The sequence below is a fragment of the Fictibacillus nanhaiensis genome, assembly GCF_019801215.1.
GTDB lineage: Bacteria > Bacillota > Bacilli > Bacillales > Fictibacillaceae > Fictibacillus > Fictibacillus nanhaiensis_C.
The window spans coordinates 271,174-295,562 of the sequence record NZ_JAHVJO010000003.1 but is presented as its reverse complement, the minus strand read 5'-3'; the positions used below and the strand labels follow the sequence as shown (position 1 = coordinate 295,562).

At 39.2% G+C, this 24,389-nt stretch carries 25 protein-coding genes; 17 read left to right on the top strand and 8 right to left on the bottom strand.

Translation table 11 applies throughout. The features are described 5' to 3' along the window. Positions 1–42: 42 nt before the first annotated feature. Complete coding sequence (locus KUV80_RS14505) at positions 43–855, bottom strand: YihY/virulence factor BrkB family protein (protein WP_222463451.1); 813 nt, start codon at positions 853–855, stop codon at positions 43–45. Between the two features lie 553 nt (positions 856–1,408). Between KUV80_RS14505 and KUV80_RS14500 the strand changes: the two genes are divergently transcribed. Continuing rightward, positions 1,409–2,122, top strand: a complete 714-nt coding sequence (locus KUV80_RS14500) for a TerC family protein (RefSeq protein ID WP_222463450.1) — start codon at positions 1,409–1,411, stop codon at positions 2,120–2,122. A 191-nt stretch (positions 2,123–2,313) separates the two neighbouring features. Next, positions 2,314–4,320, top strand: coding sequence for a methyl-accepting chemotaxis protein (locus KUV80_RS14495; protein ID WP_222463449.1), 2,007 nt, complete (start codon positions 2,314–2,316; stop codon positions 4,318–4,320). A 145-nt stretch (positions 4,321–4,465) separates the two neighbouring features. Here KUV80_RS14495 and KUV80_RS14490 read toward each other — a convergent pair whose 3' ends face one another. Genes KUV80_RS14490 through KUV80_RS14480 form a run of 3 tightly spaced genes read right to left on the bottom strand, consistent with a single transcriptional unit; the run spans position 4,466 to position 7,150 of the window. Beyond that, a complete protein-coding gene (locus KUV80_RS14490) occupies positions 4,466–5,446 on the bottom strand; it encodes an ABC transporter permease (protein ID WP_222463448.1) in 981 nt (326 codons plus the stop codon). Next, entirely contained in the window at positions 5,439–6,353 is a 915-nt protein-coding gene (locus tag KUV80_RS14485; protein WP_222463447.1) for an ABC transporter ATP-binding protein, read from the bottom strand. The genes KUV80_RS14490 and KUV80_RS14485 overlap by 8 nt, the downstream gene beginning before the upstream one ends. Beyond that, the gene (locus KUV80_RS14480) at positions 6,350–7,150 is read right to left on the bottom strand and encodes an SGNH/GDSL hydrolase family protein (RefSeq protein WP_222463446.1); all 801 of its coding nucleotides are present in this window, start codon (positions 7,148–7,150) and stop codon (positions 6,350–6,352) included. Before KUV80_RS14480 ends, KUV80_RS14485 begins: the two co-directional genes overlap by 4 nt. A gap of 144 nt (positions 7,151–7,294) precedes the next feature. On the opposite strand from KUV80_RS14480, the gene KUV80_RS14475 reads away from it, so the two are divergent. From KUV80_RS14475 to copZ, 7 genes are all read left to right on the top strand, one after another. After that, entirely contained in the window at positions 7,295–8,506 is a 1,212-nt protein-coding gene (locus tag KUV80_RS14475) for a DUF418 domain-containing protein (protein ID WP_222463445.1), read from the top strand. A gap of 118 nt (positions 8,507–8,624) precedes the next feature. Continuing rightward, complete coding sequence (locus KUV80_RS14470) at positions 8,625–8,939, top strand: ArsR/SmtB family transcription factor (RefSeq protein WP_222463444.1); 315 nt, start codon at positions 8,625–8,627, stop codon at positions 8,937–8,939. 17 nt (positions 8,940–8,956) lie between these two features. After that, a complete protein-coding gene (locus KUV80_RS14465) occupies positions 8,957–11,020 on the top strand; it encodes a heavy metal translocating P-type ATPase (protein WP_222463443.1) in 2,064 nt (687 codons plus the stop codon). Between the two features lie 72 nt (positions 11,021–11,092). Continuing rightward, entirely contained in the window at positions 11,093–11,641 is a 549-nt protein-coding gene (locus KUV80_RS14460; protein ID WP_222463442.1) for a TVP38/TMEM64 family protein, read from the top strand. A 154-nt stretch (positions 11,642–11,795) separates the two neighbouring features. Continuing rightward, positions 11,796–12,080, top strand: coding sequence for a metal-sensing transcriptional repressor (locus KUV80_RS14455; protein WP_338083504.1), 285 nt, complete (start codon positions 11,796–11,798; stop codon positions 12,078–12,080). Positions 12,081–12,099: 19 nt separating this feature from the next. Beyond that, positions 12,100–14,496, top strand: a complete 2,397-nt coding sequence (locus tag KUV80_RS14450) for a heavy metal translocating P-type ATPase (RefSeq protein ID WP_222463441.1) — start codon at positions 12,100–12,102, stop codon at positions 14,494–14,496. A 22-nt stretch (positions 14,497–14,518) separates the two neighbouring features. After that, positions 14,519–14,728, top strand: a complete 210-nt coding sequence (copZ, locus tag KUV80_RS14445; protein ID WP_222463440.1) for a copper chaperone CopZ — start codon at positions 14,519–14,521, stop codon at positions 14,726–14,728. A gap of 73 nt (positions 14,729–14,801) precedes the next feature. On the opposite strand, the gene wrbA is transcribed toward copZ, so the two are convergent. Together wrbA and KUV80_RS14435 are read right to left on the bottom strand one after the other, a co-directional pair. Beyond that, entirely contained in the window at positions 14,802–15,428 is a 627-nt protein-coding gene (gene wrbA / locus KUV80_RS14440; RefSeq protein ID WP_222463439.1) for an NAD(P)H:quinone oxidoreductase, read from the bottom strand. Between the two features lie 231 nt (positions 15,429–15,659). Continuing rightward, a complete protein-coding gene (locus KUV80_RS14435) occupies positions 15,660–16,070 on the bottom strand; it encodes a hypothetical protein (RefSeq protein WP_222463438.1) in 411 nt (136 codons plus the stop codon). A gap of 498 nt (positions 16,071–16,568) precedes the next feature. On the opposite strand from KUV80_RS14435, the gene KUV80_RS14430 reads away from it, so the two are divergent. After that, the gene (locus tag KUV80_RS14430) at positions 16,569–18,149 is read left to right on the top strand and encodes a DNA-binding protein (RefSeq protein WP_222463437.1); all 1,581 of its coding nucleotides are present in this window, start codon (positions 16,569–16,571) and stop codon (positions 18,147–18,149) included. Between the two features lie 44 nt (positions 18,150–18,193). Here KUV80_RS14430 and KUV80_RS14425 read toward each other — a convergent pair whose 3' ends face one another. Then, positions 18,194–18,859, bottom strand: a complete 666-nt coding sequence (locus KUV80_RS14425; protein WP_222463436.1) for a phosphatase PAP2 family protein — start codon at positions 18,857–18,859, stop codon at positions 18,194–18,196. 330 nt (positions 18,860–19,189) lie between these two features. Here KUV80_RS14425 and KUV80_RS14420 point away from each other — a divergent pair, with 330 nt between their 5' ends. The 7 genes from KUV80_RS14420 (at position 19,190) to KUV80_RS14390 (ending at position 23,370) form a co-directional block, all read left to right on the top strand. Next, positions 19,190–19,414 carry a hypothetical protein gene (locus tag KUV80_RS14420; protein ID WP_222463435.1) on the top strand — a complete coding sequence of 75 codons (225 nt, stop codon included), beginning with the start codon at positions 19,190–19,192 and terminating at the stop codon, positions 19,412–19,414. A 78-nt stretch (positions 19,415–19,492) separates the two neighbouring features. After that, positions 19,493–19,702 carry a hypothetical protein gene (locus tag KUV80_RS14415; protein WP_425308900.1) on the top strand — a complete coding sequence of 70 codons (210 nt, stop codon included), beginning with the start codon at positions 19,493–19,495 and terminating at the stop codon, positions 19,700–19,702. 297 nt (positions 19,703–19,999) lie between these two features. Next, positions 20,000–20,557 carry a DJ-1/PfpI family protein gene (locus KUV80_RS14410; protein ID WP_222463434.1) on the top strand — a complete coding sequence of 186 codons (558 nt, stop codon included), beginning with the start codon at positions 20,000–20,002 and terminating at the stop codon, positions 20,555–20,557. A 218-nt stretch (positions 20,558–20,775) separates the two neighbouring features. Further along, positions 20,776–21,420, top strand: a complete 645-nt coding sequence (locus tag KUV80_RS14405; RefSeq protein WP_222463433.1) for an FMN-dependent NADH-azoreductase — start codon at positions 20,776–20,778, stop codon at positions 21,418–21,420. Between the two features lie 91 nt (positions 21,421–21,511). Next, on the top strand, positions 21,512–22,123 hold the full coding sequence (locus tag KUV80_RS14400) for a nitroreductase family protein (RefSeq protein ID WP_222463432.1): 612 nt from the start codon (positions 21,512–21,514) through the stop codon (positions 22,121–22,123). A 106-nt stretch (positions 22,124–22,229) separates the two neighbouring features. Further along, entirely contained in the window at positions 22,230–22,442 is a 213-nt protein-coding gene (gene ytzI, locus KUV80_RS14395; RefSeq protein WP_222463431.1) for a YtzI protein, read from the top strand. 4 nt (positions 22,443–22,446) lie between these two features. Beyond that, positions 22,447–23,370: a DNA-3-methyladenine glycosylase family protein gene (locus tag KUV80_RS14390; RefSeq protein ID WP_222463430.1), complete on the top strand. Its 924-nt coding sequence runs from the start codon at positions 22,447–22,449 to the stop codon at positions 23,368–23,370. 67 nt (positions 23,371–23,437) lie between these two features. Here the strand turns inward: KUV80_RS14390 and KUV80_RS14385 are convergent, their stop codons facing one another. After that, positions 23,438–24,370, bottom strand: coding sequence for an ATP-grasp domain-containing protein (locus KUV80_RS14385; RefSeq protein ID WP_222463429.1), 933 nt, complete (start codon positions 24,368–24,370; stop codon positions 23,438–23,440). Positions 24,371–24,389 lie beyond the last annotated feature (19 nt).

The following is a 24,389-nucleotide window of genomic DNA, read 5'->3' as shown; positions in this document are numbered from 1 at the left end:
TGAAAAAGTCAATTACAAGAAGAAAAGTTTTCAAAAATCTTTTTATTTACCTAACTGTTTTCTTTTTGCAAGGATCGCATTAAGCTGTCCGCCTGCAATTAAGATCATTGCAGAAAGGTAGAACCAAATCATTAAAGTCAAGAGTGCGCCCAGGTTTCCGTAGATTTGTCCATAATCAAAAATCAGTACATAAGAAGAAAAAAGATAAGAAAACACATGCCATCCGATTGTGGAAAAAATAGCACCTGGCCATACGGCACTAAAAGACAATTTTACATTCGGAGCAAACATGTAAAGAGCAGAAAAAATGGCGATCAGTACAGAGAAACCAATCACATAACGCGCCGTTTCCCAAATGTGCCAGACAGGATGTGAATATCCGGTCTGTTCAAAAAGGTAGATCCCAATCGTTCGTCCAAAAACGGGGAGTAATAGAGCGGTTATGACAGCTATTACTAAACCAATCGTTAAGAATACCCCGAGAATTAATTCTTTAACAAAAGGTCTGCTTTCCTGTACTTTATAGGCCTGATTAAAAACACGGATAATCGCATGTGTGCCTATCGTTGCCAGCCAAATCATAATAATAAAAGAAAGAGATAAAACATCTCCACGGTGTTCATCTAAAACGGCGATTAAATTATATTCTAGTAAGGTATAAGCTTCTTCTGGAGCGATAGATTGAAAAAGGGTTAGAACATATGCCGTTGAAATGGGCAAGAATCCTAGAACAGTAAAGATTAAAAAAACAAATGGAAATAAAGAAACAAGAAAGTAATAGGCAAGCTGTGCTGACAGGTCAAAGACTTTATCTTCAAAGAAGCGATGGAACCATTGTTTCATTAACCAACGCATATATATCCTCCATTGTTACAGCATATCTATATCATGCATTATTGCCAGTAAAGAAAAAAAAGAACGCTTTTTGAAACAAAACGTTCTTTTTCTCGTATTACACTCTTGAAGTTTATTTATTAGCAAAGCAATGAATTAATATCTTCTAGTTGTACCGTTATTGCTATTTCCAGAACAGCAAGTATAACGGCAATAATAAACTAAAGGAGAGTTAGAAGGTGTAGGAGCAGGCGCAGGAGTTGGAGCTGGAGTTGGAGCCATTAGACAACAACAAGCATTTGCATTTTGACAAAACATCCGAACGCCGCAAAAATTAACACACGAATAGCACTGCATACAAGAATTGCAATTGCACTGCATACAAGGATTGCATGAACACATAAAAAACACCCCCTTTCCTCTAATATATGGAAAAGTGGATAAGCCTGGCAGGGCAGAATCCGGTCTAGAGCAGCCTTTTTTTAGCTGCAAATTGTAAAAACTAATTTATTATCTTTTTAAATGCGATTCGGGTATACTATTATACAGATGTTCAACAGGGAGGATTTTTTACATGGAATTGTTTTCACCAGATTTTTGGTCAGCACTTCTGGCTATTGTAATTATTGATTTAGTTTTAGCAGGTGATAACGCAATCGTAATTGGATTGGCAGCAAGGAACCTGCCAAAGGAAAATCAAAAGAAGGTTATTTTTTGGGGTACTGTTGGTGCCATTGTGATAAGAGCAGTTGCTACACTGGCCGTTGTATGGTTATTAAAAATTCCAGGCCTTTTGCTGGCAGGTGGACTTATTCTCCTCTATATTGCTTACAAATTGATGATTGAAGAAAAAGATCATGACATAGAGGCTCAGAACAATGTGTGGGCAGCCATTAGAACGATAATTATTGCAGATGCCGTAATGGGACTTGATAATGTTCTTGCAGTTGCAGGAGCAGCACATGGTGACTTCTTACTAGTTGTGATCGGGTTATTGATTTCAGTTCCAATTGTAGTATGGGGAAGTACATTGTTTTTGAAATTGATGGAAAAGTATCCTTTCATCATCACTATCGGAGCTGCTGTTCTTGCGTGGACAGCATCTAAGATGATCGTGGGCGAAAAGTTTATGAAGCCATATTTTGAAAATGACTTTGTGAAATACGGATTTGAACTTTTCATTATTATTGTTGTCGTAGGTCTTGGATTGCTTAAAAAGAAAAAGACGGCTGAGAAAAAGACAGCTGAGAACTTAAACGAAAAAACGCCTTCAAAAAATGAAGTTTAGTGCATGATACGAAAAACCACCGACTCAGGTGGTTTTTTGGTTTTTTTAGGTATATAGTAACAGTTTTTGTGAATGTTTATCATAAAAGTAATTCTTTAGTACCTGTTTAGCTTTATTTAGTAAAGCTGATGTAATTATTTGTCGATATTTAGTATAGAAACAAATATGGGGATTTATAGGGGGTTAAACAGGTGTTTAAAAAGATACAAACAAAAATTATGTTATCGGTAAGTGTGCTTGTTGCAGTGGCACTCATATCTGCTTCACTGTTTTCATATTTTCAAACGAAACATCAGATGCAAAAAAATATCCAAGAACAGACAACAGGGCTTGCAAATGACGTAAAAGCATCAACCGAATTATATTTGCAATCTTATGGAAACACGATTGATCGCTATAGCCAGGATAGCAGGGTTATCGATTACTTAAAAACGTTAAAAACGGATGAAGCTAAGGGTCTTGGAGAATCATGGCCGATAGTCGACCAGGATTTTCAGCACTTTTTAGAACTGAACAAAAATGTGGCCGTTCTTTATGTAGGGGCTGAAACTAAACAATTTAAAACATCACCTGTGCTAGAACTTCCTGAAGGTTTTGATCCTACTGGACGTCCGTGGTATCAGACAGCTATTCAATCACCAGAAACAACGATGTGGACGGAACCTTATGAAGATGCAACTTCAGGAGAATATGTCGTTACCGTTGTAAAACCGGTTTTAGATCCAGCGACAAGTGATGTATTAGGAGTAGTTGGACTCGATTTAAGTCTTGCTGGTCTTTCCAATATGATCAATAAAACAAAAGTCGGTTATAACGGGTATCCCGTTCTTCTTGACCCAAAAGGTATGGCTCTCGTTCATCCGAAGGAACAGGGCAAAGATTTGAGCAAAGAATCCTTTATAAAAGAGATGTACAAACATGAAAAAGGGAACCTTGCCTACGAATATAAAAACACTGATCGTGAACTGTATTATACGACGATTGCCGACACAGGGTGGAAGCTTGGTTTTGTGTACGAGACGAAAGAACTTTTGAAAGATGCTCAACAGCTTCTGAACGTGATCTTAATCTTTGCGTCGATTGCCGTTTTAGTCGCATTAGTTGTCACGTACTTCTTAGCGAAAAGCATCTCTAATCCAATTCGAAATCTTCAAAAGCAAGTTCAGCTTGTTGCAGAAGGTGATCTCACAGTATCTGTAAACGCGAAATCAAAAGATGAAGTAGGAACGCTGACTCAACACTTTAATGCGATGGTAGAAAACATGAGAGGTCTCATTACATCAGTCAGCCAATCTGTCGTAACAGTTAATGAATCCACTTCAAACTTGAGTGCTGTATCAGAAGAAACGATCGCTGCAAGTGAAGAAGTATCTCGAGCTGTAGCTGAAATTGCTTCAGGTGCAACGAACCAGGCTGAAGATGCAGATGAAACAAATAGACGAACGCTAGACTTATCTTCACAAATTGAGAAAGTAAACGAACAAGCAGATGCGATGACACGTTTATCGGTTCTTGCAGAATCAGCAAATAAAAAAGGGCTATCGCAAATGCACATCCTGCGTGAGAAAACAGGTGAGAGTAATGAAGTCCTTAAAAACATTGAAGAAGTAATCTCTGGATTAGCTGGTAAAGTAAAAGAAATCGAACAAGTGATTCAATCCATTACCGATATTTCTGAGCAGACGAACCTGCTTGCTTTAAATGCAAGTATTGAAGCAGCTCGTGCTGGAGAAAGCGGCCGCGGATTTGCTGTAGTTGCAGATGAAGTTCGAAAACTGGCAGAACAATCATCGATCGCAGCTGATAAAGTAAGAAAAACAATCACTGGAATCGGTGCTGAATCCGTGCGAGCAGTAAAAGAAATGGAACAAACGAAGCAAATTGCGGTTGATCAGAACAATACAGTAACAGATACTGAACGTGCCTTTGATGAAATCGCTGGGACAATGGATGAGATGGTAAAATCCATTCAACAGATTACGAGTGAAGTAGAAATCATCAATAACTATAAAGAAGAAGTAGTTGCTTCCATCCAAAGCATTGCAGCAGTAGCTGAACAATCAGCAGCAGCAAGCGAGGAAGTAAGTGCTTCATCTGAAGAGCAAGTGAGAGCACTTGCAACGGTTTCTCAATCGGCAGAAGAACTAAATGAAGCCTCAAGTTCATTGGCTGCGATGATTAAGCATTTTAAAATCTAATTTTATTTAAAGGCTGTTTTCGCCAACTTTGTTGCTATTGAAAGTAGTTCATTTCCGTTTTATTGATATTTGTAAACATTAGACTCGAACACAAGAAAAAAAGGAGGCCGGGAGAAATCATTCTCAGGCTTCCTTTTTACTTGAATTAATAGATATCCCTCTTTGAAAAAGTAACGAACGCGATAATAAAACCGGCAATTCCCCAAACGGCTAGAACAGCCATTGAAAATCCTAATGACATGCCTTCAATCGGCGTCGCCATCCCGCTTACATAGTTTGTAAGATTGAGGTTTACCATAAAGAAATATTTAGCGCTTTCCCATGAGGACACCATGTTTACGAGAATGGCACCTGCGATAAGGGCGGCTAGCATGATTCCCATGACAGCAGCCGTACTTCTTAATAACACGGAAAGCATGAACGTCAATGTTCCTACGATGACACAAACATACCAGACGAGACCGAACTCCATTAAGATGTATTGCCATTGTGGAACGATGTGCACATTTTCAGTGAGAAGTTCATCTCCCGATACCGCAAATCCGGTCAAGAGCGGCATATTCCAGCCTCCATAACCAAATACGACACCTGATATAAGGTAAGATAAAACAGCTACTGACAGTACGATAAAGGAGACAGAAAGCAGCATCGCTAAATACTTGCTTAATAGAATCCTCCACCTTTTAACCGGCCTTGTTAACAGCAGCTTGATCGTTCCGCCGCTCGCTTCCGAAGAAACAAGATCGGCGACGATTACCATAACAAGTAAAGGCAATAAAAGGTCGATCGAGTTTTCTACGAATACACGCATGAATGTCGGTGCGCCAGGAGCACGAGGATCTATATCATTTTCTAAATAGTACTGCTGTTGAGATAGACGAATCTTTAAATATTTGCGCCATTCATCTTGAAGGCGGCTGGAGCTGAGTCTGTTTTGAGTATCTGTTATTTCCTGCTGCAAGGCAGTACGCCAATCTTGTGCACCAAGCTTTTCTCTCTGCTCTTGAATCGTTTTAAACTGAGCATATGTAAAAAGAGGGACAAGAAAGGCAATGATCAGTACGATTACGTATAATCTTTTCTTTCGGAGGAGCTTTAACATTTCATTTCGAACAAGATTAATCAATCGTTTCCCCTCCTGTTACTTCTAAGAACAAATCTTCTAAAGAAGGAAGCTGCGTTCTCATTTCTTTCACTTTAACCCCTGCCAGTACAAGCTTCTCGTTCCACTGGGGCAGAAGGGGTTCGTTGTAAAGGGTAATTAATGTACCGTCGATCCCTTCTTGGACTTCTGTTTCTTCTAGTAAAAGCTCTTTAGCACGGTCGATCGGTTCTGCTTTCCAGATGACTCTTTCTTGTTCAGCTAACAATTTTTCTACGGAATCAGTACGAATGACAGCACCCTTCGAAATGATGGCAACGCGATCACACATAAGCTGAATCTCACTTAGCAAGTGGGAAGAAACAAGAACACTTAAGTTTTCATCTCTTGCCAACTGACGGATAAACTCTCTCATTTCCCGAATACCCGCTGGGTCAAGTCCGTTTGTTGGTTCATCTAAAATAAGCACTTTTGGTTTTCCTAAAAGGGCTTGAGCAATTCCTAAACGCTGTCGCATCCCTAAGGAATAGGTGCTTACGCGATCATGAATGCGGTTATGCATACCAACAAGATCCACGACTTCCTGCAATCTTGTCATTGGTATAGAAGGATCCATTTTTGCAAAATGCTCGAGATTTTCCCATCCTGTTAAGTAAGGATATAGCTCAGGATTTTCAACGATACACCCTAAATGCTTCATAGCTTCAGTGAACTGAGTTCGAACATTCTTACCACCTATTTTTATCGTTCCTGACGTTGGGGAGATAAGACCGACAATCATCCGGATGGTTGTTGTTTTACCGGCTCCGTTTGGACCAAGAAAACCAAACACTTCTCCTGGAAAAAGAGTGAAGGAAACCCCTTTAATAATTTGTTTGCCTTTTATTTTTTTCGTTAGATTTTCTACCTCTAAAGCAGGATTATTACTCATGATTCGTTCCCCTCCTGTTCAAACGTAATCAGTGAGGCAACACGTTCTGCGATCAGCTTATATCCTTCAGTATTCGGATGAAACTGATCGGTATATAAATAATTTTCAACCTGCAGCTGAAAAAGGTCAAACGTTGGTACATAAATGATGTTCTCAAAGTTAGCTGCCATTTCTGCCGTCTGAAAATTCCAGTCTCTCACGATTGAAGAAGTGGTTTTTGCATCAGGAAGATTGCTGAAGGGGTTGTAAAGTCCAACGTGATAAATGACAGCTTCTTCATTTTGCGCACGCAGCTGTTCATAGATTTTTTTTACATTTGTCAAATACAACTGTTTTTGACTGTTGATTGTATCCATGTTCAAGGATTCCAGAGCAGCACCTTGCTGAAACAAGTCGTTTCCGCCGATTGTCATAACAATGACATCCGCTTGTTTTGCTTGCCTTTGAATCTCACTTTGCTTCATTTGCTTAAGAAGACCAGAAGAGGTTTCCCCTTTTACTGCTGTGTTGACGAGGGTGATCTCTTGTTCAGATTTCTTTTTTAAGAGATCTGATAGATAACCTGTATAGCCGTTGCCGTCAGCATCACCTGTTCCACGTGTTAAAGAATCACCTAAGGCAAAGATCGATAAGGCGTCATCTTGTTTTGATGTGACTGAATCTGTTTTTACCTTGGGCTGGTCAAATTTTTTGTTTGCTGAGAATTGATCCTGAAAGGTCCAGCCTAAGCCAAACAGCCATAAAAGACTTGCTGCAATAGAGACGAAAGATACTAAAGTTAACGTGTATTTTTTCAAAACAGATTCATCCTTCCTCATTCTCTTTATCTGTTCTTTATAGGATAGCAAATACTGAAGCTTTTTCTAACTTTTTTGCCTATATGAGGTAAAATAAACCAAAGGGAGTGGAAACATGCAAAATAATCTGAAGTTGATTAAATTATGAAATGGACACCAGTAGGGGAAAATCAAAGAATTGAGTCATTGGACATCCTTCGTGGTTTGGCGATTTTTGGTATATTGCTCGTAAATATGAAGTCCTTTTCAGGGCCCGATTCTCCTATTCGGGCGCTGAGCTATGAATATTTTGATCAGCCATATAATGTTTGGACTAACCTTTTGCTTGAATTTTTCGTTCAAGGCAACTTTATTACGATGTTTTCTTTCTTATTTGGTTTTGGATTGATTTTAATGGCGGAAAGAGCAAAAGAAAACAATCGAAAGTTTGTTCCGATTTTCCTGAGAAGACAGGTTGTGCTGTTTTTGTTTGGAGCCATTCATGTGATTTTCTTTTGGTATGGTGACATCCTCATTACTTATTCAGTGATCGGAATAGTCATGCTTATCTTTTACCGACTGCCTCGTAACGTTTTGTTAATAGTAGGGCTCATTTTACTTGTCGTTTACAGTTTGCTGATGAGCCTGTTAACGTATAATTATTGGTCTAGTGGTGCTGCTATAAGTTACCAAAGTGCATTAAATGAGCAGCATGAACGTGAAATCGATCAATCCATTTCTATATACAGTGAGGGTACTTACATAGAGATCATGCAAGAAAGAATTCGTGAATGGAGTGACCTCAACAGTTATTTCTTATTTTTTGTAGCTGGTTTGCTTCCTATGTTTCTATTTGGGGCATATGCTGCAAAAAAGCGTACCTTTTCTAGTAAACAAGTATGGTTGTTATGGGGGGTATCCTTATTTTTGGGATGTGGAAGCAAGCTGCTGCCTATCGTGCTTTTTCCTTTTAAAGGAGAAGATTGGCGATATGATACAGCCATGTCATGGGGTTATGAATTTGGTGGTGCAATGATGAGCCTATTTTATATTTGTTCAGTTGTTTTGCTTATTAGAGCAGGGAAGTTTAAACGATTGTTTAATTTGTTTCGGGCAACTGGCAGAATGGCGTTTACGAACTATTTAGCACAATCCATTGTGGCTACATTCATCTTTTACAGTTATGGTTTAGGACTTTATGGGATGTATGGTCCGTTTGTTGGTGTAACGATTGCTATCGTCATATTTACAGCTCAAGTCCAATTCTCAAAGTGGTGGCTCGCAAATTATTATATGGGTCCTTTAGAGTGGGTTTGGAGGACATTGACGTACGGTAAAAAACAGAGATTAAAAAGAAAATCAGCAAGTTCTGCTTAGAAAAATGGAGAAATCCATTTTTTTTTGCACTTTATTAAAAAATTCGTTACACTTGATGTAACATATATGAGCACATATTCATATATAAAAAGAGAGTACGATTTGGGGGTGTCAGTTCATGACAGAAAACAATAAGAAATATGAACAACTGGATGAGGAAACACTATTTATTGTGTCCCAAACGTTCAAAGCACTTTCCGATCCAACCCGAATTCGAATTCTGCATTTGTTAGGAGAAAATGAATGCAGTGTTTCTGAAATAGCCGAACAACTGTCACTTATGCAGTCGACAGTTTCCCATCAGCTGCGTTTTTTAAAAAACCTCAGACTTGTAAAATTTAGACGTTCAGGAACGACCCTTTTTTATTCAATCGATGATGAACATGTTATGACCCTCTTGCATCAATCCATCCATCATGCAAGACACGACTAAGAGAGGAGGGACGACAGATGAAGGAATATAAGATTACTGGATTATCCTGCGGACATTGCGCATTGAAACTTGAAGAGCAAATAAAGCAGCTGCCTCTGGGAGAAGAAGCGAAAGTCCAGTTTAATTCAAGCAAAGTAGTGCTCAATGAAGAAATGGATATAAACGCTGTTCGTTCTATTTTATCATCAGAAAACGTCCGTTTTGAAACAGATGGAAAGCCAAAAGGTCCGAATTGGCTCTTAATTTCTTTATACGTATCTTTTGCATCATTTCTTGGTGCATTAGGTGCTGAATGGTACACAGACAATTCTGTTTTCCCTATAATTATGTATGCATCAGCAACCATTCTAAGCGGGTATTCAACGTTCCTAAAGGGCTTGCGTAACCTTGCAAAAATAAAATTCGATATCAATACTCTGATGACTGTTGCCTTAATAGGTGCCGTATCTATTGGAGAGTGGAAAGAAGCCGCTCTTGTTGCTATCCTCTTTGGCATCAATGAATTGCTTGAATCCTACGGAATGGAGAAAGCTCGCCGTTCTATGGAATCTTTGCTTGAAGTCGCGCCAAAGGAAGCTCTTTTAATAAGAGAAAACGATTATGTGACAGTTTCGATAGAAGAATTAAATGTCAATGATGTGGTGTTAGTGAAAACAGGTCAAAAGATCCCATCTGATGGCGTTGTGGTTTATGGAAAAAGCTCAGTTAATGAAGCGGCCATAACAGGGGAATCATTGCCTGTTGAAAAAGAAAGCGGAGAACCTGTTTTTGGCGGCAGTATAAACAATGAAGGTGTTCTTCATGTTAAAGTGACAAAACCTTATCAGGAATCAGCTCTTTCTAAGATTCTTGCTCTCGTTCAAGAAGCGCAAGAATCAAAAACGCCGACAGAGCTGTTTATTAATCGATTTGCTAATTACTATACGCCCGCTATCATGCTGATCTCTGTACTTGTTATGGTTGTTCCTCCTCTACTGTTCAATGGAGCGTGGGGGGAATGGTTCTATCAAGGTCTTGCTGTATTAATTGTTGGCTGTCCGTGTGCTCTTATCCTATCTTCTCCCATTGCCATTCTGTCAGGAATCACCGTAAATGCTCGGAATGGTATATTAATAAAAGGCGGAGCTCATTTAGAACAACTGTCTAGGATCGATATGATCGCTTTTGACAAAACAGGCACATTGACATTAGGGGAACCGCATGTTGTAGCAGAGCGTGTGTACCATCCTGATTTTTATAAGATTGCTTATGCGATCGAACAATCATCCTCTCATCCTTTAGCAAAAGCGGTAATCACACACTGCGTAGAGCTTGGTGTTGAAAAAACAGAACCAGATGAGATAAAAACGGTATCAGGTCAAGGAATAACAGCTGAAATTGAGGGTGTCACTTACAGATTAGGAAATGAAACATTAATCGGTGACCTTACAGATGAAGAAATCAAAAAAGAAATAGAACAACAAAAAAGAGAAGGAAACACGATTGTTCTCGTCGCGACAGAAACGGAAGTCCTAGGACTATTCGCAATCGCTGATGAGATAAGAAAAGAGAGCAAGGACATCATTCGTGACCTTCATCGTAACGGAATCAAAGAAACCATCATGTTAACAGGAGACCATCCAATCGTTGCCGAAAAAGTGGCAAACCAAACAGGGGTTTCTGCATTCTTTGGAGGACTTCTTCCCGAAGAAAAGGTAGAAAAGGTAAAAATGCTAAAGACAAAAGGGAAAGTTGCGATGGTCGGTGATGGAATAAATGATGCACCCGCCCTTGCAACAGCAGATCTTGGTATTGCGATGGGAAAGGGTACAGACAGTGCTATTGAAACAGCTGATATCGTGCTCATGCAAGATCATTTAGGAAAACTTCCGGATGCAGTTGATATATCAAGAAAGGTAAACCAGATTATCAAGTGGAACATCGGGTTGTCACTGGGACTTAAAATCTTTGCACTTCTTTTGACGATTCCAGGCTGGTTAACCTTATGGATTGCGATTCTGTCTGATATGGGAGCAACGATTCTTGTTACACTCATCAGTTTGACAGTATTGCTGCATAAGCAGAAAAAAGAAAAATCATAAGCCATGCAGATGCATGGCTTTTTTAGTACGATACATATAGGTAAGTATGCTCTTGATTGGAGGCAGTGCACGATGACTGAAACAATTATAGCGTTTTTTTACGAATATAGTGAATGGGCAATAACCGTGTCTATCATTTTAAACATAGTCATTGCGATTTTAGGACTTGTTCCGTCTGTATTTTTAACAGCGGCAAACATCGTGTTCTTTGGGTTTTGGACAGGAACGCTCATTTCCTTTATTGGGGAAGCAATCGGTGCTCTCGTTTCGTTTGTTTTATACCGAAAAGGATTTAAACGAGTGTCACGACAAAAACTGGAGAAGTACCCCCTGGTGGTTAGGTTGCTTAGCGCAAAAGGAAAAGAAGCTTTTGTCATCCTATTCTCTTTGCGGATGCTTCCATTCGTACCTTCTGGATTAGTAACTTTTGCAGGAGCAATAGGAGCTGTTTCTGTGACTGTTTTTGTTTTAGCGAGCTCGATCGGAAAGATCCCCGCGCTTTTATTGGAAGCTTACTCCGTTTACAACATTACAGAATGGAACACAGAAGGAAAGATCATTCTAGGGATAATTGCTGCAGCATGCTTATTCGGCATCCTTAAAAAGAGGCTGTTTTCGTAAACATTGTTGTTGTAATAAGAAGAAAGTGTGTTTGGTATCCGCTTAAAATCAGAAGAGCTAAAAAAAGAAATGAAGATCTAACCATTTGAATACTATAGGGGGGTATAGTATATTCTATACATAGATAGACGACTTTTAGGAAGGATGATGGATTGTGGAGAAACATACACATCGCTCTGAAAGTAACAAACATGAGTTAAACAATCGTTTAAGAAAGATTGAAGGACAGGTACGGGGACTGCAAAAAATGATTGAAGAAGACCGGTACTGTATAGATGTTCTTGTTCAAATATCAGCTGTTTCCGCTGGCCTTAAGAAAGTAGGCTTTCAACTCATGGAGAATCATACACATCATTGCGTAAGTGACGCCGTTCAGTCAGGAAACGGTAAGGAATCAATCGAGGAATTAATGAGAGTGATTAAACAATTTTCAAAATAATAAGGGTAGGTGGATAACCATGGGCCATAAGGAAACGAATCTCGATATATCAGGCATGACGTGCTCTGCATGTGCAGTACGCATTGAAAAAGTACTGAATAAAATGGACGGCGTAGATGCGAATGTGAACCTAGCCATGGAGAAAGCCTCAGTAAAATATGACCCAGCTGTCACGAAGTTACAAGACATCGAACAAAAAATAGAAAAACTAGGTTATGGTGTTGCAAAAGAAAAAGTAGAGATAGATATTAGCGGGATGACATGTGCAGCTTGTTCAACTCGTATAGAAAAAGGATTAACCCGAATGGAGGGTGTTTCTTCCGCTTCTGTTAATTTAACAGCTGAGACGGGAACTATTGAGTACAACCCCGCTATATTGAGCGTTGAAGATGTATTGCACAAAATGGAAAAGCTCGGGTATAAAGGTTCCATTAAACAGGCCAGAGAAGTGAAAAAAAGTCAAAAGAAACAAGAGATTTCATCTAAAAGAAGAAAACTCATCCTTTCTATTCTTTTATCTATGCCACTTCTTTATACGATGATCGCACACATGCCTTGGGATACGGGGTTACCGATGCCTCATTTACTGATGAACCCGTGGTTTCAGCTCGCACTTGCTTCCGTTGTTCAGTTTTATATCGGAGGTGCGTTTTACGCTGGTTCCTACCGGGCGCTGCGAAACAAAAGTGCTAATATGGATGTTCTCGTTGCATTAGGAACATCAGCTGCTTTCTTTTATAGTGTTTATGAATCAATTAAGACGATCGGTAATCCTGCTTATAATCCAGAGCTTTATTTTGAAACAAGCGCGGTGCTGATTACGTTAATTTTAGTAGGTAAATATTTTGAAACTCTTGCAAAAGGCAGGACAACAGAAGCCATATCAAAACTGTTGAATCTTCAAGCGAAAGAAGCAACTGCCATTCGTGATGGTGAAGAAGTAAAGGTTCCATTAGACCAAGTTGCTGCAGGAGACACTTTGATTGTCAGACCCGGAGAAAAGATTCCTGTAGATGGCCATGTAATCAAAGGGAACTCATCTGTCGATGAAAGCATGATTACAGGGGAATCCATTCCCATTGAAAAAGGGGAGGGTGACGTTGTCATTGGTTCAACCATCAATAAAAACGGAACACTTCAGATGAAGGCTGAAAAAGTAGGCAAGGAAACGGTATTAGCCGGTATTATAAAGATTGTTGAAGAAGCACAGGGCTCTAAAGCACCAATTCAAAGAATGGCAGACACCATATCAGGAGTTTTTGTTCCTGTTGTTGTGGGAATTTCCATACTATCTTTTATTGTCTGGTATTCATTCGTATCACCTGGCAACCTACCACAGGCTTTAGAGGTTTCAATCGCCATTTTAGTGATTGCGTGTCCTTGTGCGCTTGGGCTCGCAACTCCTACTTCCATCATGGTCGGGACAGGAAAAGGCGCAGAGCAAGGCATCTTGTTCAAAGGAGGGGAGTACTTAGAAGGAGCACATAAGATTTCAGCTGTTCTTTTAGATAAAACAGGTACTGTGACAAAAGGAAAGCCACAAGTTACTGATGTGGTGGAACTCAAAGAAGGCTATCTTCCTGAAATCATTTCGGCTGAAAAAAATTCAGAACATCCTTTAGCAGAAGCCATTGTAGAGTATGGAAAAAGAAATGAAATAAAATCGGTAAGTACAGAAACATTTAACGCGATTCCAGGACATGGGATTGAAGCAGTTGTAAACGGTAAAAACATACTTGTGGGTACAAGAAAACTGCTTAAGGATAATGGGATTTCCTATAAAGAGCACGAACAAACCGTGCAAAAACTTGAAAGTGAAGGCAAAACTGCCATGTTCGGAGCCGCAGACGGAGAACTGGTTTTGATCATTGCAGTTGCAGATACCGTTAAAGAATCTTCCAAACATGCGATTAACTCTTTATCTAAACTGGGTATTGAGGTATATATGATAACTGGGGATAATGAAAGAACAGCAACTGCAATTGCTAAACAAGTGGATATTGAAGGTGTTTTTGCTGAAGTACTACCAGAAGAAAAGGCACAAAAAGTAAAAGAACTTCAGGAAAAAGGAAAAAAAGTAGCTATGGTTGGGGATGGCATTAATGATGCTCCAGCTTTAGCTACGGCGGATATTGGTATGGCTATTGGAACAGGTACTGACGTAGCGATTGAAGCCGCTGACGTAACACTAGTTGGTGGAGACTTGAAGCATATTCCTAAGGCGATTGAGCTGAGCCGGAAAACGATGAGAAACATTAAGCAAAACTTGTTTTGGGCATTATTCTACAACACGGCAGGTATTCCGGTTGCTGCACTAGGACTGTTAGAGCCATGGGTAGCGGGTGCTGCTATGGCATTTAGTTCGGTATCTGTTGTTTCCAATGCTCTGCGATTAAAACGCATAAAATTAAACTAACGTTATAGGAGGAAAATGAAAAATGGAAAAGAAGACTTTACATGTAGAAGGTATGACGTGTGGACATTGTAAGAGTGCAGTTGCTAACGCACTCTCAGATCTCGAAGGAGTGAAGAATGTAGTTGTTCATTTAGAAGAAGGAACTGTTGAAGTAGAAGTAGATGCTTCTCAAATTACAGATTCTCAGATGATTGAAGCGATTGAAGAACAAGGATACGATGTGAAAAAATAATGGTAGATATTGAAGTTAATAAAAAAGCATCTCTTTCGGTGGAAAGGGATGCTTTTTTACTATTATTGATTTATTACATGTTTCCTTTTAGTGCTTTCGCCACTTTTGCTACTCGTGCACCTAGGCGGGACGCCATCTTTTTCTCAGCATCAACAGGCTGTTTGCTTCCATCAGCACCCGCGACAGTTGAAGCAGCATAAGGAGACCCACCAATACCATCAGCGGTCATCTGTTCAGGGTTCTCACCATATGGAAGACCTACGTAGATCATTCCAAAGTGCATAAGGGGTACGAAAGAAGTGATTGCCGTTGATTCTTGTCCTCCATGAATAGTGTTTGAACTTGTAATAACTGCTGTGGCTTTTCCTTCAAGATCGCCATTAGCCCAAAGCCCCCCGGCAGAATCTAACAATTGTTTGATCTGGGCAGGCATCATCCCATACCTCGTTGGGATACCCCATACAATTCCGTCAGCCCACTTTAAATCATCTAGTGTTGCTTCAGGAATGTCAGCTTGTGCTTCTTGAGCCTTAACATAAGCATCTTGCTGCGACATATATTTTTTCGTTACTTCAAATTCAGGTACCTTTACAATTTTCACTTCAGTTCCTTCTACTTGTTTAACTCCTTCAGCTGCAGCAAGTGCCATTTCATATATGTGTCCATAGGAACTGTAATAGACAACTAGAATATTTGCCAAAAAATTACCTCCCTTAAAGTTACGTCTTATATTCTCTTCCCGAATTTATACATCTAGAATCATTAAAATTACGGTGTATTCAAAAAACTTTTTTACAACTAAGAAGTGGATTTCAACTTCACAGATACAGACTTATCCTGAGCTTACCTATCTAGCTTCTGCGATTGTAATCGATGTAAAAAAAGAAAAGAGCAAATAAAAATACCGCCTGATGTGGACAGGCGGTTGACCTTAATAATAGGGGTAGGGATAGTACGGATAGGGATATGGCGGATACGGATAAGGCTGATAATATGGATATAATGACAAAGCAGCAAGTGTCGCTAGTGGGAAGATCTGTCGATAAAACCTTCTGTAACGGGGTCTTCCGTAATATTGCCGTTGATTTTGCTGGACGCGCTGGCGTTCAGCTTGTTGATGATGACTCATTTGCGGGCTTTCATGTTCATTTTCATCTACTGGCATCATATCTTGTGGAACGAGCATATATACGTTTTTCTTATCCAAATCTGTGATGATTCCTTCAACTTGCTGTCCGTCTTCAGTTTTTATAATGACATGATAATACATATGATCCTTACACATTTTATGCATGTTGTCTGCCCGGTTTTCATCCTGTTGCTGAGGGTTGTTAATCGTCATTGTTATCACTCCTCCCCCTATTATTTTTATTTTCAATGTTTTAAGGTTATGCCTGTCCATGACTAAATAAAAGGCTGTTTTTGCAAACTTCGTTGTTCTTGAAAGTTATTGATTTCCGTTTCAGGATGCTCGCTTTCCGGGGGGCGTGCGGTGAGCTACCTTGGCGCGTTGCGCTAGTTGTGTCTCACCTGTCCCGTTTCTCCCCCAGGAGTCTCGCACCTTCCACTCCAATCAACTTGTCAATGAAGAGAATGAACAAAATGACCAAAAGCATCAAATCTTTTAGAATGAGCTCCAATATTAAACACATCAGGGCTGAAAGAACTGTTTTTTCATTAGTGGCGTAAAAAGTAGGGAATTGGATGGAGGACAAATGGATTATTTTAAATGAAAAGGTTTTAATTTACAAAAGATTAATATTTTTCCTAGATTTCGATTGGTATACTTCTTTTTGGGACCGGAAGAAGGTTTCAAAAAACAAGTGAGAGGAAGGAACACATGAAAGCAAGTTTTTTACGTTCTGCATTAGTAGCAATTTCTTTGATTTTGCCAACGGTCTTTTCAAGCGAAGCAACTTCAGTTTTAGCAGAGGGACCAACTGATCCTGCTCCTGAGATTCAAGCAAAAGTCGTTAATGAGAATTTTGGAAAGAAAGTTTTGTTTGATAATACACATGGTCAAACAGCGGGTGCTGCTGACTGGGTAATTGATGGTGCTTTCTCTGACTTTGCCAATGCACTCGCAAATGATGGCTATTATGTAAAAGAATTAAGAAAAACAACACCGATCACGTATACAGATTTACAAAGCTATGACGTGTTTGTTCTACCTGAAGCAAACATTCCTTATAAAGTTTCTGAACAAGATGCATTGATTCAATATGTTGAAAATGGAGGCAGCCTTTTTTTCGTCTCTGATCATTACAACGCTGATCGAAACAAAAACCGTTGGGATGCTTCTGAAATTTTTAACGGTTATCGAAGAGGAGCATGGTCTGACCCTGCTAAAGGAATGACAACAGGTGAGAGAAGTTCAGACGAAATGACAAATGTTGCGAGTTCTGACTGGCTTTCAAACCATTTTGGACTGCGTTTCCGTTACAATGCTATCGGCGATGTAACCGCGAATGATATTGTATCACCTGCTGATACGTTCGGAATCACGCAAGGCGTTTCAACAGTTGCTATGCATGCAGGATCAACATTAGCTATCACAGATCCTTATATTGCAAAGGGGATTGTGTATCTTCCTCAAACTACTGCTAAATGGACTCATGCGGTCGATCAAGGTGTATATAACGGTGGAGGACGAGCAGAAGGTCCATATGCCGCTATCTCAAAAAAAGGTCTTGGAAAAGCAGCTTTCATTGGTGATTCTTCACCAGTCGAGGATGCTACACCAAAATATTTAAGAGAAGAAACAGGAGCAACGAAGAAAACATATGATGGGTTTTTAGAGCAAAACGATAGTACGCTTCTTGTTAACATGGTGAACTGGTTATCTGTTGATGAAAGCTATACGAGCTTTGTTCAAGCTGGAATTCCACTAGATCCTGCAACAGCTCTGTTAGCGATGGAAGACCCAGCAAGCTCAACGGAACCACAAGCCGAACCTTGGTCAGCACCTGCTAGCGGTTATTTATGGTATGATTCTTCCACCTTTAAATCGGGAAGCTACGGTGCAGGCAGTGGACAGCAACCGCCGCCGGCCACAAATGGGTATTATTTTGAACATCAAGCCATTTTATCCAATTACGAAACATTCCAGGTAAGAGTAAATGTGGATGGACTTTCACCAAATACAACGTATACGAATTACAATTTAGGAGTATATACATCAAACGGAACTCAAGTTGCAAAGGTACAAAACAGTAATGGTACTTGGCCTTCGTCTTATGGCTACAGCAGCTACTTTTCATTAACAACGGATTCAACTGGTCACGCAGAAAAAGTGTTAAACGTTCAGATTAAATCAGGAACAACAGGCTCGGCAAACATGAGATTGCGTCAAAATAGTACAGCAAAACATACAACATCTGTTACGATTGGCAACGTACCAGCGGAGCCACTTCCTTATTAGGAGCAAAAAAAAAAGAACTGCGTGACTCACGCAGTTTTTTTTTGTTAACTTTTTTCTGAACTCTGTAGTTTTGTTTTAAACATCCGTTTAAAAAAGTTGAACACTGCAGCAGCTTCTATATAATAAAACAGTTTAAACAATAAGCTACCTAATAATATACCGGCAACAACGTCAAGAACAACATGCTGTTTGACAAACAGTGTCGATAGAATAATGCTGTATGCCATGCCTGAAATAAAAATATCTTTTTTTAGTGTCCAAAGTTTGCTATGACGAATGCCTAAAATCATCAAATAACTGCTTAAAACATGAATGCTTGGGAAACAGTTAAAAGGCTGATCGGCTCCATACACATATTGAACCATGCGAGTTAGTATTCCGTTCCCCAAGAGTTCTGGGCGAGGAACAGTTGTTTGGAAAAAGAAATAGATCACATAACACACGAGCATACCCAAACAAAAGCTAAGCAGAGTGCGGTAATAAATCGCTCTGTCAAAAATACAAAAGTACACAAACATTAAAAAAATAAAGGCATACCACAGCAGATAAGGAACGACAAACACCTCTACTAAAGGAATTTGATGGTCTACTGCCGTAATAAGTTGTCTCGCTCCCCGCTCCCCGTGATTCAACACCTGATAGATGATATTAAGCAAAGGGATAGAGAGGAGAAGACATAGTGCTAAAATATTTTCTTTTATGATTCGCAATACGAACTACTCCTTTGTCTATATCATCAGCTTTTAATTCTATTCCCGTTTTTCGATGTTTTACACGTGTTGAATATACCCTTTAGAGGTTACCATAATATGGGTGTTTTGTCATAGAATAAAGTAGTTAATATAAATGAGTATGGACTTTATACAACTTTAGTCTTCCCCAGTATAGGATTAAAACGGCTTCCACTATTTTTCACATGTAATCATCTTATCTGTAAAAACCATAAAAAATTTTTTGACTTTTCTGACAAAAGTCTTATAATGAAAGTACAACTCTGTAGACCTATTGCATAATTAACCTCTTTGAAAGGAGTGTTATGGATGTATGTAGGCAATACCATTAAAGTTAATCGTTTTAACGGAGAGCATATTGAAGTCAGCCAAAAGTGGTTAATGGAAGTGGTATGGAATAAGTACAACATGCCACTGGATGAATTTATGCTAGCGTATGACAAGTTTGACAGTGATTATATTTATTCACTTGTTGTAATGAACTCCGTTGAGTTTAAGTTAGAATTTGACGAAGACTACCTGTATATCGGGTAGTTTTTTTTATTATAGTGATGTCAAAAGCCCACCTTACTACATACACTGTGGTTAGGATTCAAGGGGGAGGGCTTAAAAGTGGCTAAGAAGAATGCAAAGAAAATGAATAAGTTTGACAGTCAAATAAACAAATATCAATATACGATGAAAATGGTGACGAGCGAAACATGCATTGCTTGTAAAACACAATGTGCGAGAGGGCTGGAATATATAGAGCGGATGTCTAAGCCTGGAGCATTAGGAAAAGGTGTGGCATGCCATCTTACCAAAGGAAAAGGATTCAGATAAAACGGACTGACTGATTCATCTGTCATGGATGAATCAGTCTTTTTATTAGTACTGTTCTCATAATCGAAAAGTATTACACCATTCCTAAGAAAGCAGTAGTTGTAAAAATTTTCGATTACGCCATAACCAAAGCTATTTTACCATGAGAAGTTGGGAAAACTGCTTGTTTAAGACTAAAAAGAAAGCGCATGTTCCCCTTCAATTTTCCCAATACAAAGCTTTCCTATCACCTGTTAAAATAAGAATACAGCCCTTTCAAACAGATGGGCAAATTAGTATCAGGAACGGGTGAAACGTGTGAAGAAGAAAGTCCTTGTGTATTTGTATCCCCAATTTAGAGAAGTTGAGATTATGACAACTTTATCTATTATAGGTAAGAAATATGAAGTATTACCTTTTTCACTACTACCGGGTACTGTTACGAGTGAATGCGGTTTAATGATGCAGCCGACCATCAAGATGAAAAATATAAGCCCGATGGACTATGAGATGCTTGTTGTCCCAGGTGGAAAACAAGCCTTCACTCAAAGTAACCCAAGACTCCTTCACCTCCTTCAAGTATTTGATCGAGAAGGAATTAAGATTGCTGCTATTGGTAATGGAGCTTCCATTCTTGGACGAGCAGGTATATTAAAAGGAAAATCCTATACCATCTCATTACGTGAAGAGGAATATGCAAAAACAGGAAACTGGCTTAATGGAACATATGTATCAAAGCAGATCGTGGAAGATAAACATTTAATAACTGCAAAAAGCCATGCATATATTGATTTTGGTTTAACGATCGGGGACCGTTTGAAATGTTTTGACGGCCTTGAAGAATATAACTATTACAAAGGTACAAGCTCCTTCTAAAGAAGGAAATGAAACATGCCCCCCTTTTCGCTCTTTGGCACATGCCAGGGAGCGTTTTTTAATGGTAAATATTACTAACTAAGATTATGGTAATAACTAAAAGTTCATCGCTTGACAAAAGTAAGCAAAGGTTTTAAGATGTAAAAGAAATAACTTACTAAAAAGAAGTTAATTCTAAAACAATAAAAAACAACTCATTAAAAAGGAGAGAAACTTACATGAAATTACTTTATATTAATTCCAATCCAAAACCAATGGAACAATCTTATGGCCTTCGTTTAGGACGTCACTTTTTAAACGAATTGTCTGATCAAAATTCAAATATAGAAATTGAAACCATAAATCTTTATGAGGAAAATATTCCGTTTATCGATGCAGATGTATTGGATGCTTGGGGGAAATTGGCAGCTGGTCAAGAGCTATCTCCATCTCAAGTTGAAAAAACGACACGCATGAGCGAAATTTTAGAACAGTTCCTTTCAGCAGACATGTATGTGTTTAACACACCTATGTGGAACTTAAGCTACCCTCCAATGTTAAAAGCTTATATTGATAATATCGTTATGGCAGGTAAGACATTCGCCTATACAGAGAAGGGACCTGCTGGATTGCTTGCTGGAAAAACAGCCGTTCACATTCAATCACGTGGCGGTGTTTATTCTGAAGGACCAGCACAGGCGTTTGAATTTACAAACGGCTATTTACAAGGTGTAATGGCATTCATCGGAATTACAGATTATCACCACATTTTCGCAGAAGGAATGGCAGCTCTGCCTGATCGCGCAGAAGAAATTCTGGCAGAAGCAAGAGAGAAAGCATCTGGACTTGCGAAAGAATTAGCATCAGCAAAACGAAACGCTTAATTATAGTTCATAATGAATCGTTGATGGTGGAATAGTATAAAGGTGTCTTGCTTATGAGGCACCTTTTAATGTTTAAGGAGTGGAGAAAGAAATGAACGAAACATTTAAGGTAATGGAAGAGCGAGCATCTGTAAGGGTTTATCAAAAAGACAGAGAGATCCCAAATGACACTCTTCATAAAATATTAGAGATGGCAGGTAAGGCACCATCTGCATGGAATCTGCAGCATTGGCGTTTTATTGTTGTAACCTCTAAAGAACAAAAAGAAAAACTGTTTCCTATTGCATATAATCAAAAGCATGTGCTTGATGCTTCTGCAGTCGTAATTGTACTAGGCGACACTGAAGCTGATAAAGTGGCTGCAGAGGTTTTCGAAAAAGCACCAGAAGAAGCTCGTAATATGCTCTTAAACAACATCAAGAGTGCTTATTCACAAGGCCGTGCTCTAGGTGAAAGAGAAGCCTTGAAGAATGCTTCTCTTGGGGCAATGCAATTAATGTTAGCAGCAAAAGCGTTAGGTGTGGATTCTTGCCCGATGACAGGATTTGATCATGATGCGATTTTGCCAGCCCTAGGTATACCTGAACGGTTTATCCCAGTTATGATGATTACATTAGGTTATGCGGATGGTCCAGCAAAACCAACAGACCGCTTCGATATTAACCGTCTAGTTATGCATGAAAAGTACGAAGATAAAATATAAAGAACTAATACAAAGCAGTACGTGTTGAATTGATGGCACGGCTGCTTTTTTGTATGAAATCTATGCTATGATAACTAGAACAAGCACTTTTAATAAGGAGCAACTCATGAGCCTATTAACGACCTCTATATTAATCTCACTCGTTATCATTGTTTTGGTAATCATCATTTTTGCCGCAGCGATCACGAAAGGATACTCATACAAACATACTGTCGACACGTTAGAAGACAATCGACATGTAAATCATCAAACTCAAAAGAGCGGGCAGGATGAAGTAAAGGAAAAAACAAAAAATCACATCTTGAATAGAGGGGACTAAAGGTATGGAATTTACTATTACACCAAAAGCGCCATTCGATTTTCAAAAAATGATGAAGCGTTTGATGGTAACGGGCAAAACACATGTCTTAAAATTGGATGAGAATCTTACACAGTTTGAAAAAATTATCCGTATTCAAGATGTTTCCTGTTATGTGCAAATTGTTTCGACTGGAAGAGTAGAAGATCCGCGTCTGCAATGCAGATTAATTGCGTTAGAAGGAGATATTCCGGAATCAGAAGCAAAGAAAAGGATTCAACAACTGTTCTCAACAGAACTAGATCTTTCCCCTTTGTATGACCATTTTTCAGGACATAAAGAACTAGGCCCGGTTTTAAAGCGTTTTAGAGGATTAAAACTTTTAACAGATACCGATTTATTCGAGTCTATTGTTAAGATTATTATCGGGCAGCAAGTGAATTTAACGTTTGCCGGAACGCTAACCGAACGATTGATCGAACGGGCAGGTCAAACTGTTAAGGTTGAAGGAAAAGAGTTTCAAGTATTTCCTACTCCTAAAGACACGGCAAAACTTACATATGATGATCTTCGGATATTGCAGTTCAGTCAGCGAAAAGCTGAATATATTATTGATTTGGCCAGATTGATTTCTAACGGAGACTCGAATCTAGAGGCATTATGGAATGATACGGATGAAGAAGTCATTCATACCCTTCTTCCGATAAGAGGCATAGGGAAGTGGACGATTGAGTGTCTTTTAATCTTTGGGATGGGAAGACCAGACATACTTCCTGCTGCTGATATTGGTTTAAGAAATGCTGTACGAAATATTTGGCAGCTAGAACACCAGCCTACCGAAGAAGAGGTAAGACAAATAGCTGAAGACTGGAAGCCATGGCGCACGTACATTACGTACTATTTATGGGAAAGTTTGAATCAAACGCCAAGTCCTGTCGATCATCCTTAAAAGGTGAAAAGCCGCTTTTGTGCTTTTCACCTCTTTATTATGTTCAGATAAGCAGCAAATCTCATCGTTAGTTTAATTCTTTTCCTAAAAACTCTGCGATTGCTTTCATTCCATAAACGCCTGCTTTTTCTTCTGCTTCCCGATTGTAGTTCGTGTTCGTGTTGACATCATACGCATAAACATGACCATTTTTATCCGTAATGATTTCAATTCCTGCAAACGTAATTCCATTGGCCTTTAAAAAGGCTTCAAAGTTCGATTGAAAAGGCAGTGTAAATTCTTTCAAAATCTTGAACTTGGATTCTGGTTCTTCTTGTTGGTCAGTAATAGGGCACATTTGATCGCCAATCTGGCAGGCATCGGCCGGACAAAGTTCAAATCCTTCAGACGTATCAACTCTAACAGCATAAAGAAACTTGCCGCCAACAAATTCACACCGAACGATATAAGGTTCAGGAGACTCTACATAATCTTGCAAAAGGGTTATCCCATCGATCGAATCATCGAAATGTTCACTGTTCACATAAGTCTCAAGAGCAGATTTTGTTTGGAACAATTGAACGCCCAAACCTTTTCCTGCTCGGTTGTGTTTAGTAATGAAGGGGCCAGTAAAGTAATCGGCAGCTTTCAATAACTCATCTTTTCCATAAGCAGCTATCGTTCTTGGTGTTGGAATATCAAAAGCTTTCAATGCACTATATTGATTTACTTTATTAATCTCCAGTTGCAGCGCTCGGCCATCGTTAAATACTTTGCGACCGTAGCTTTCGAGCCAAGCCAATACAGCGGATGTATATTCTGGCGCATAGCGGTGACCTCTCGTATGTGACGAAGCGCTCATACGATTATAAAAAATGCCTTCGGGCGGTTCTTCACTTAAGTTAATATGCCCATTAGCCATGTGCCAATCTTCATAGGGAAGACCTAGTTCTTCAAAACGCTGGAATAAAGGTGCAGTCCATTCACTGTTTTCATGTATCACATATATTTTGTTGGTCATGATTAGCCTCCTAGATGGT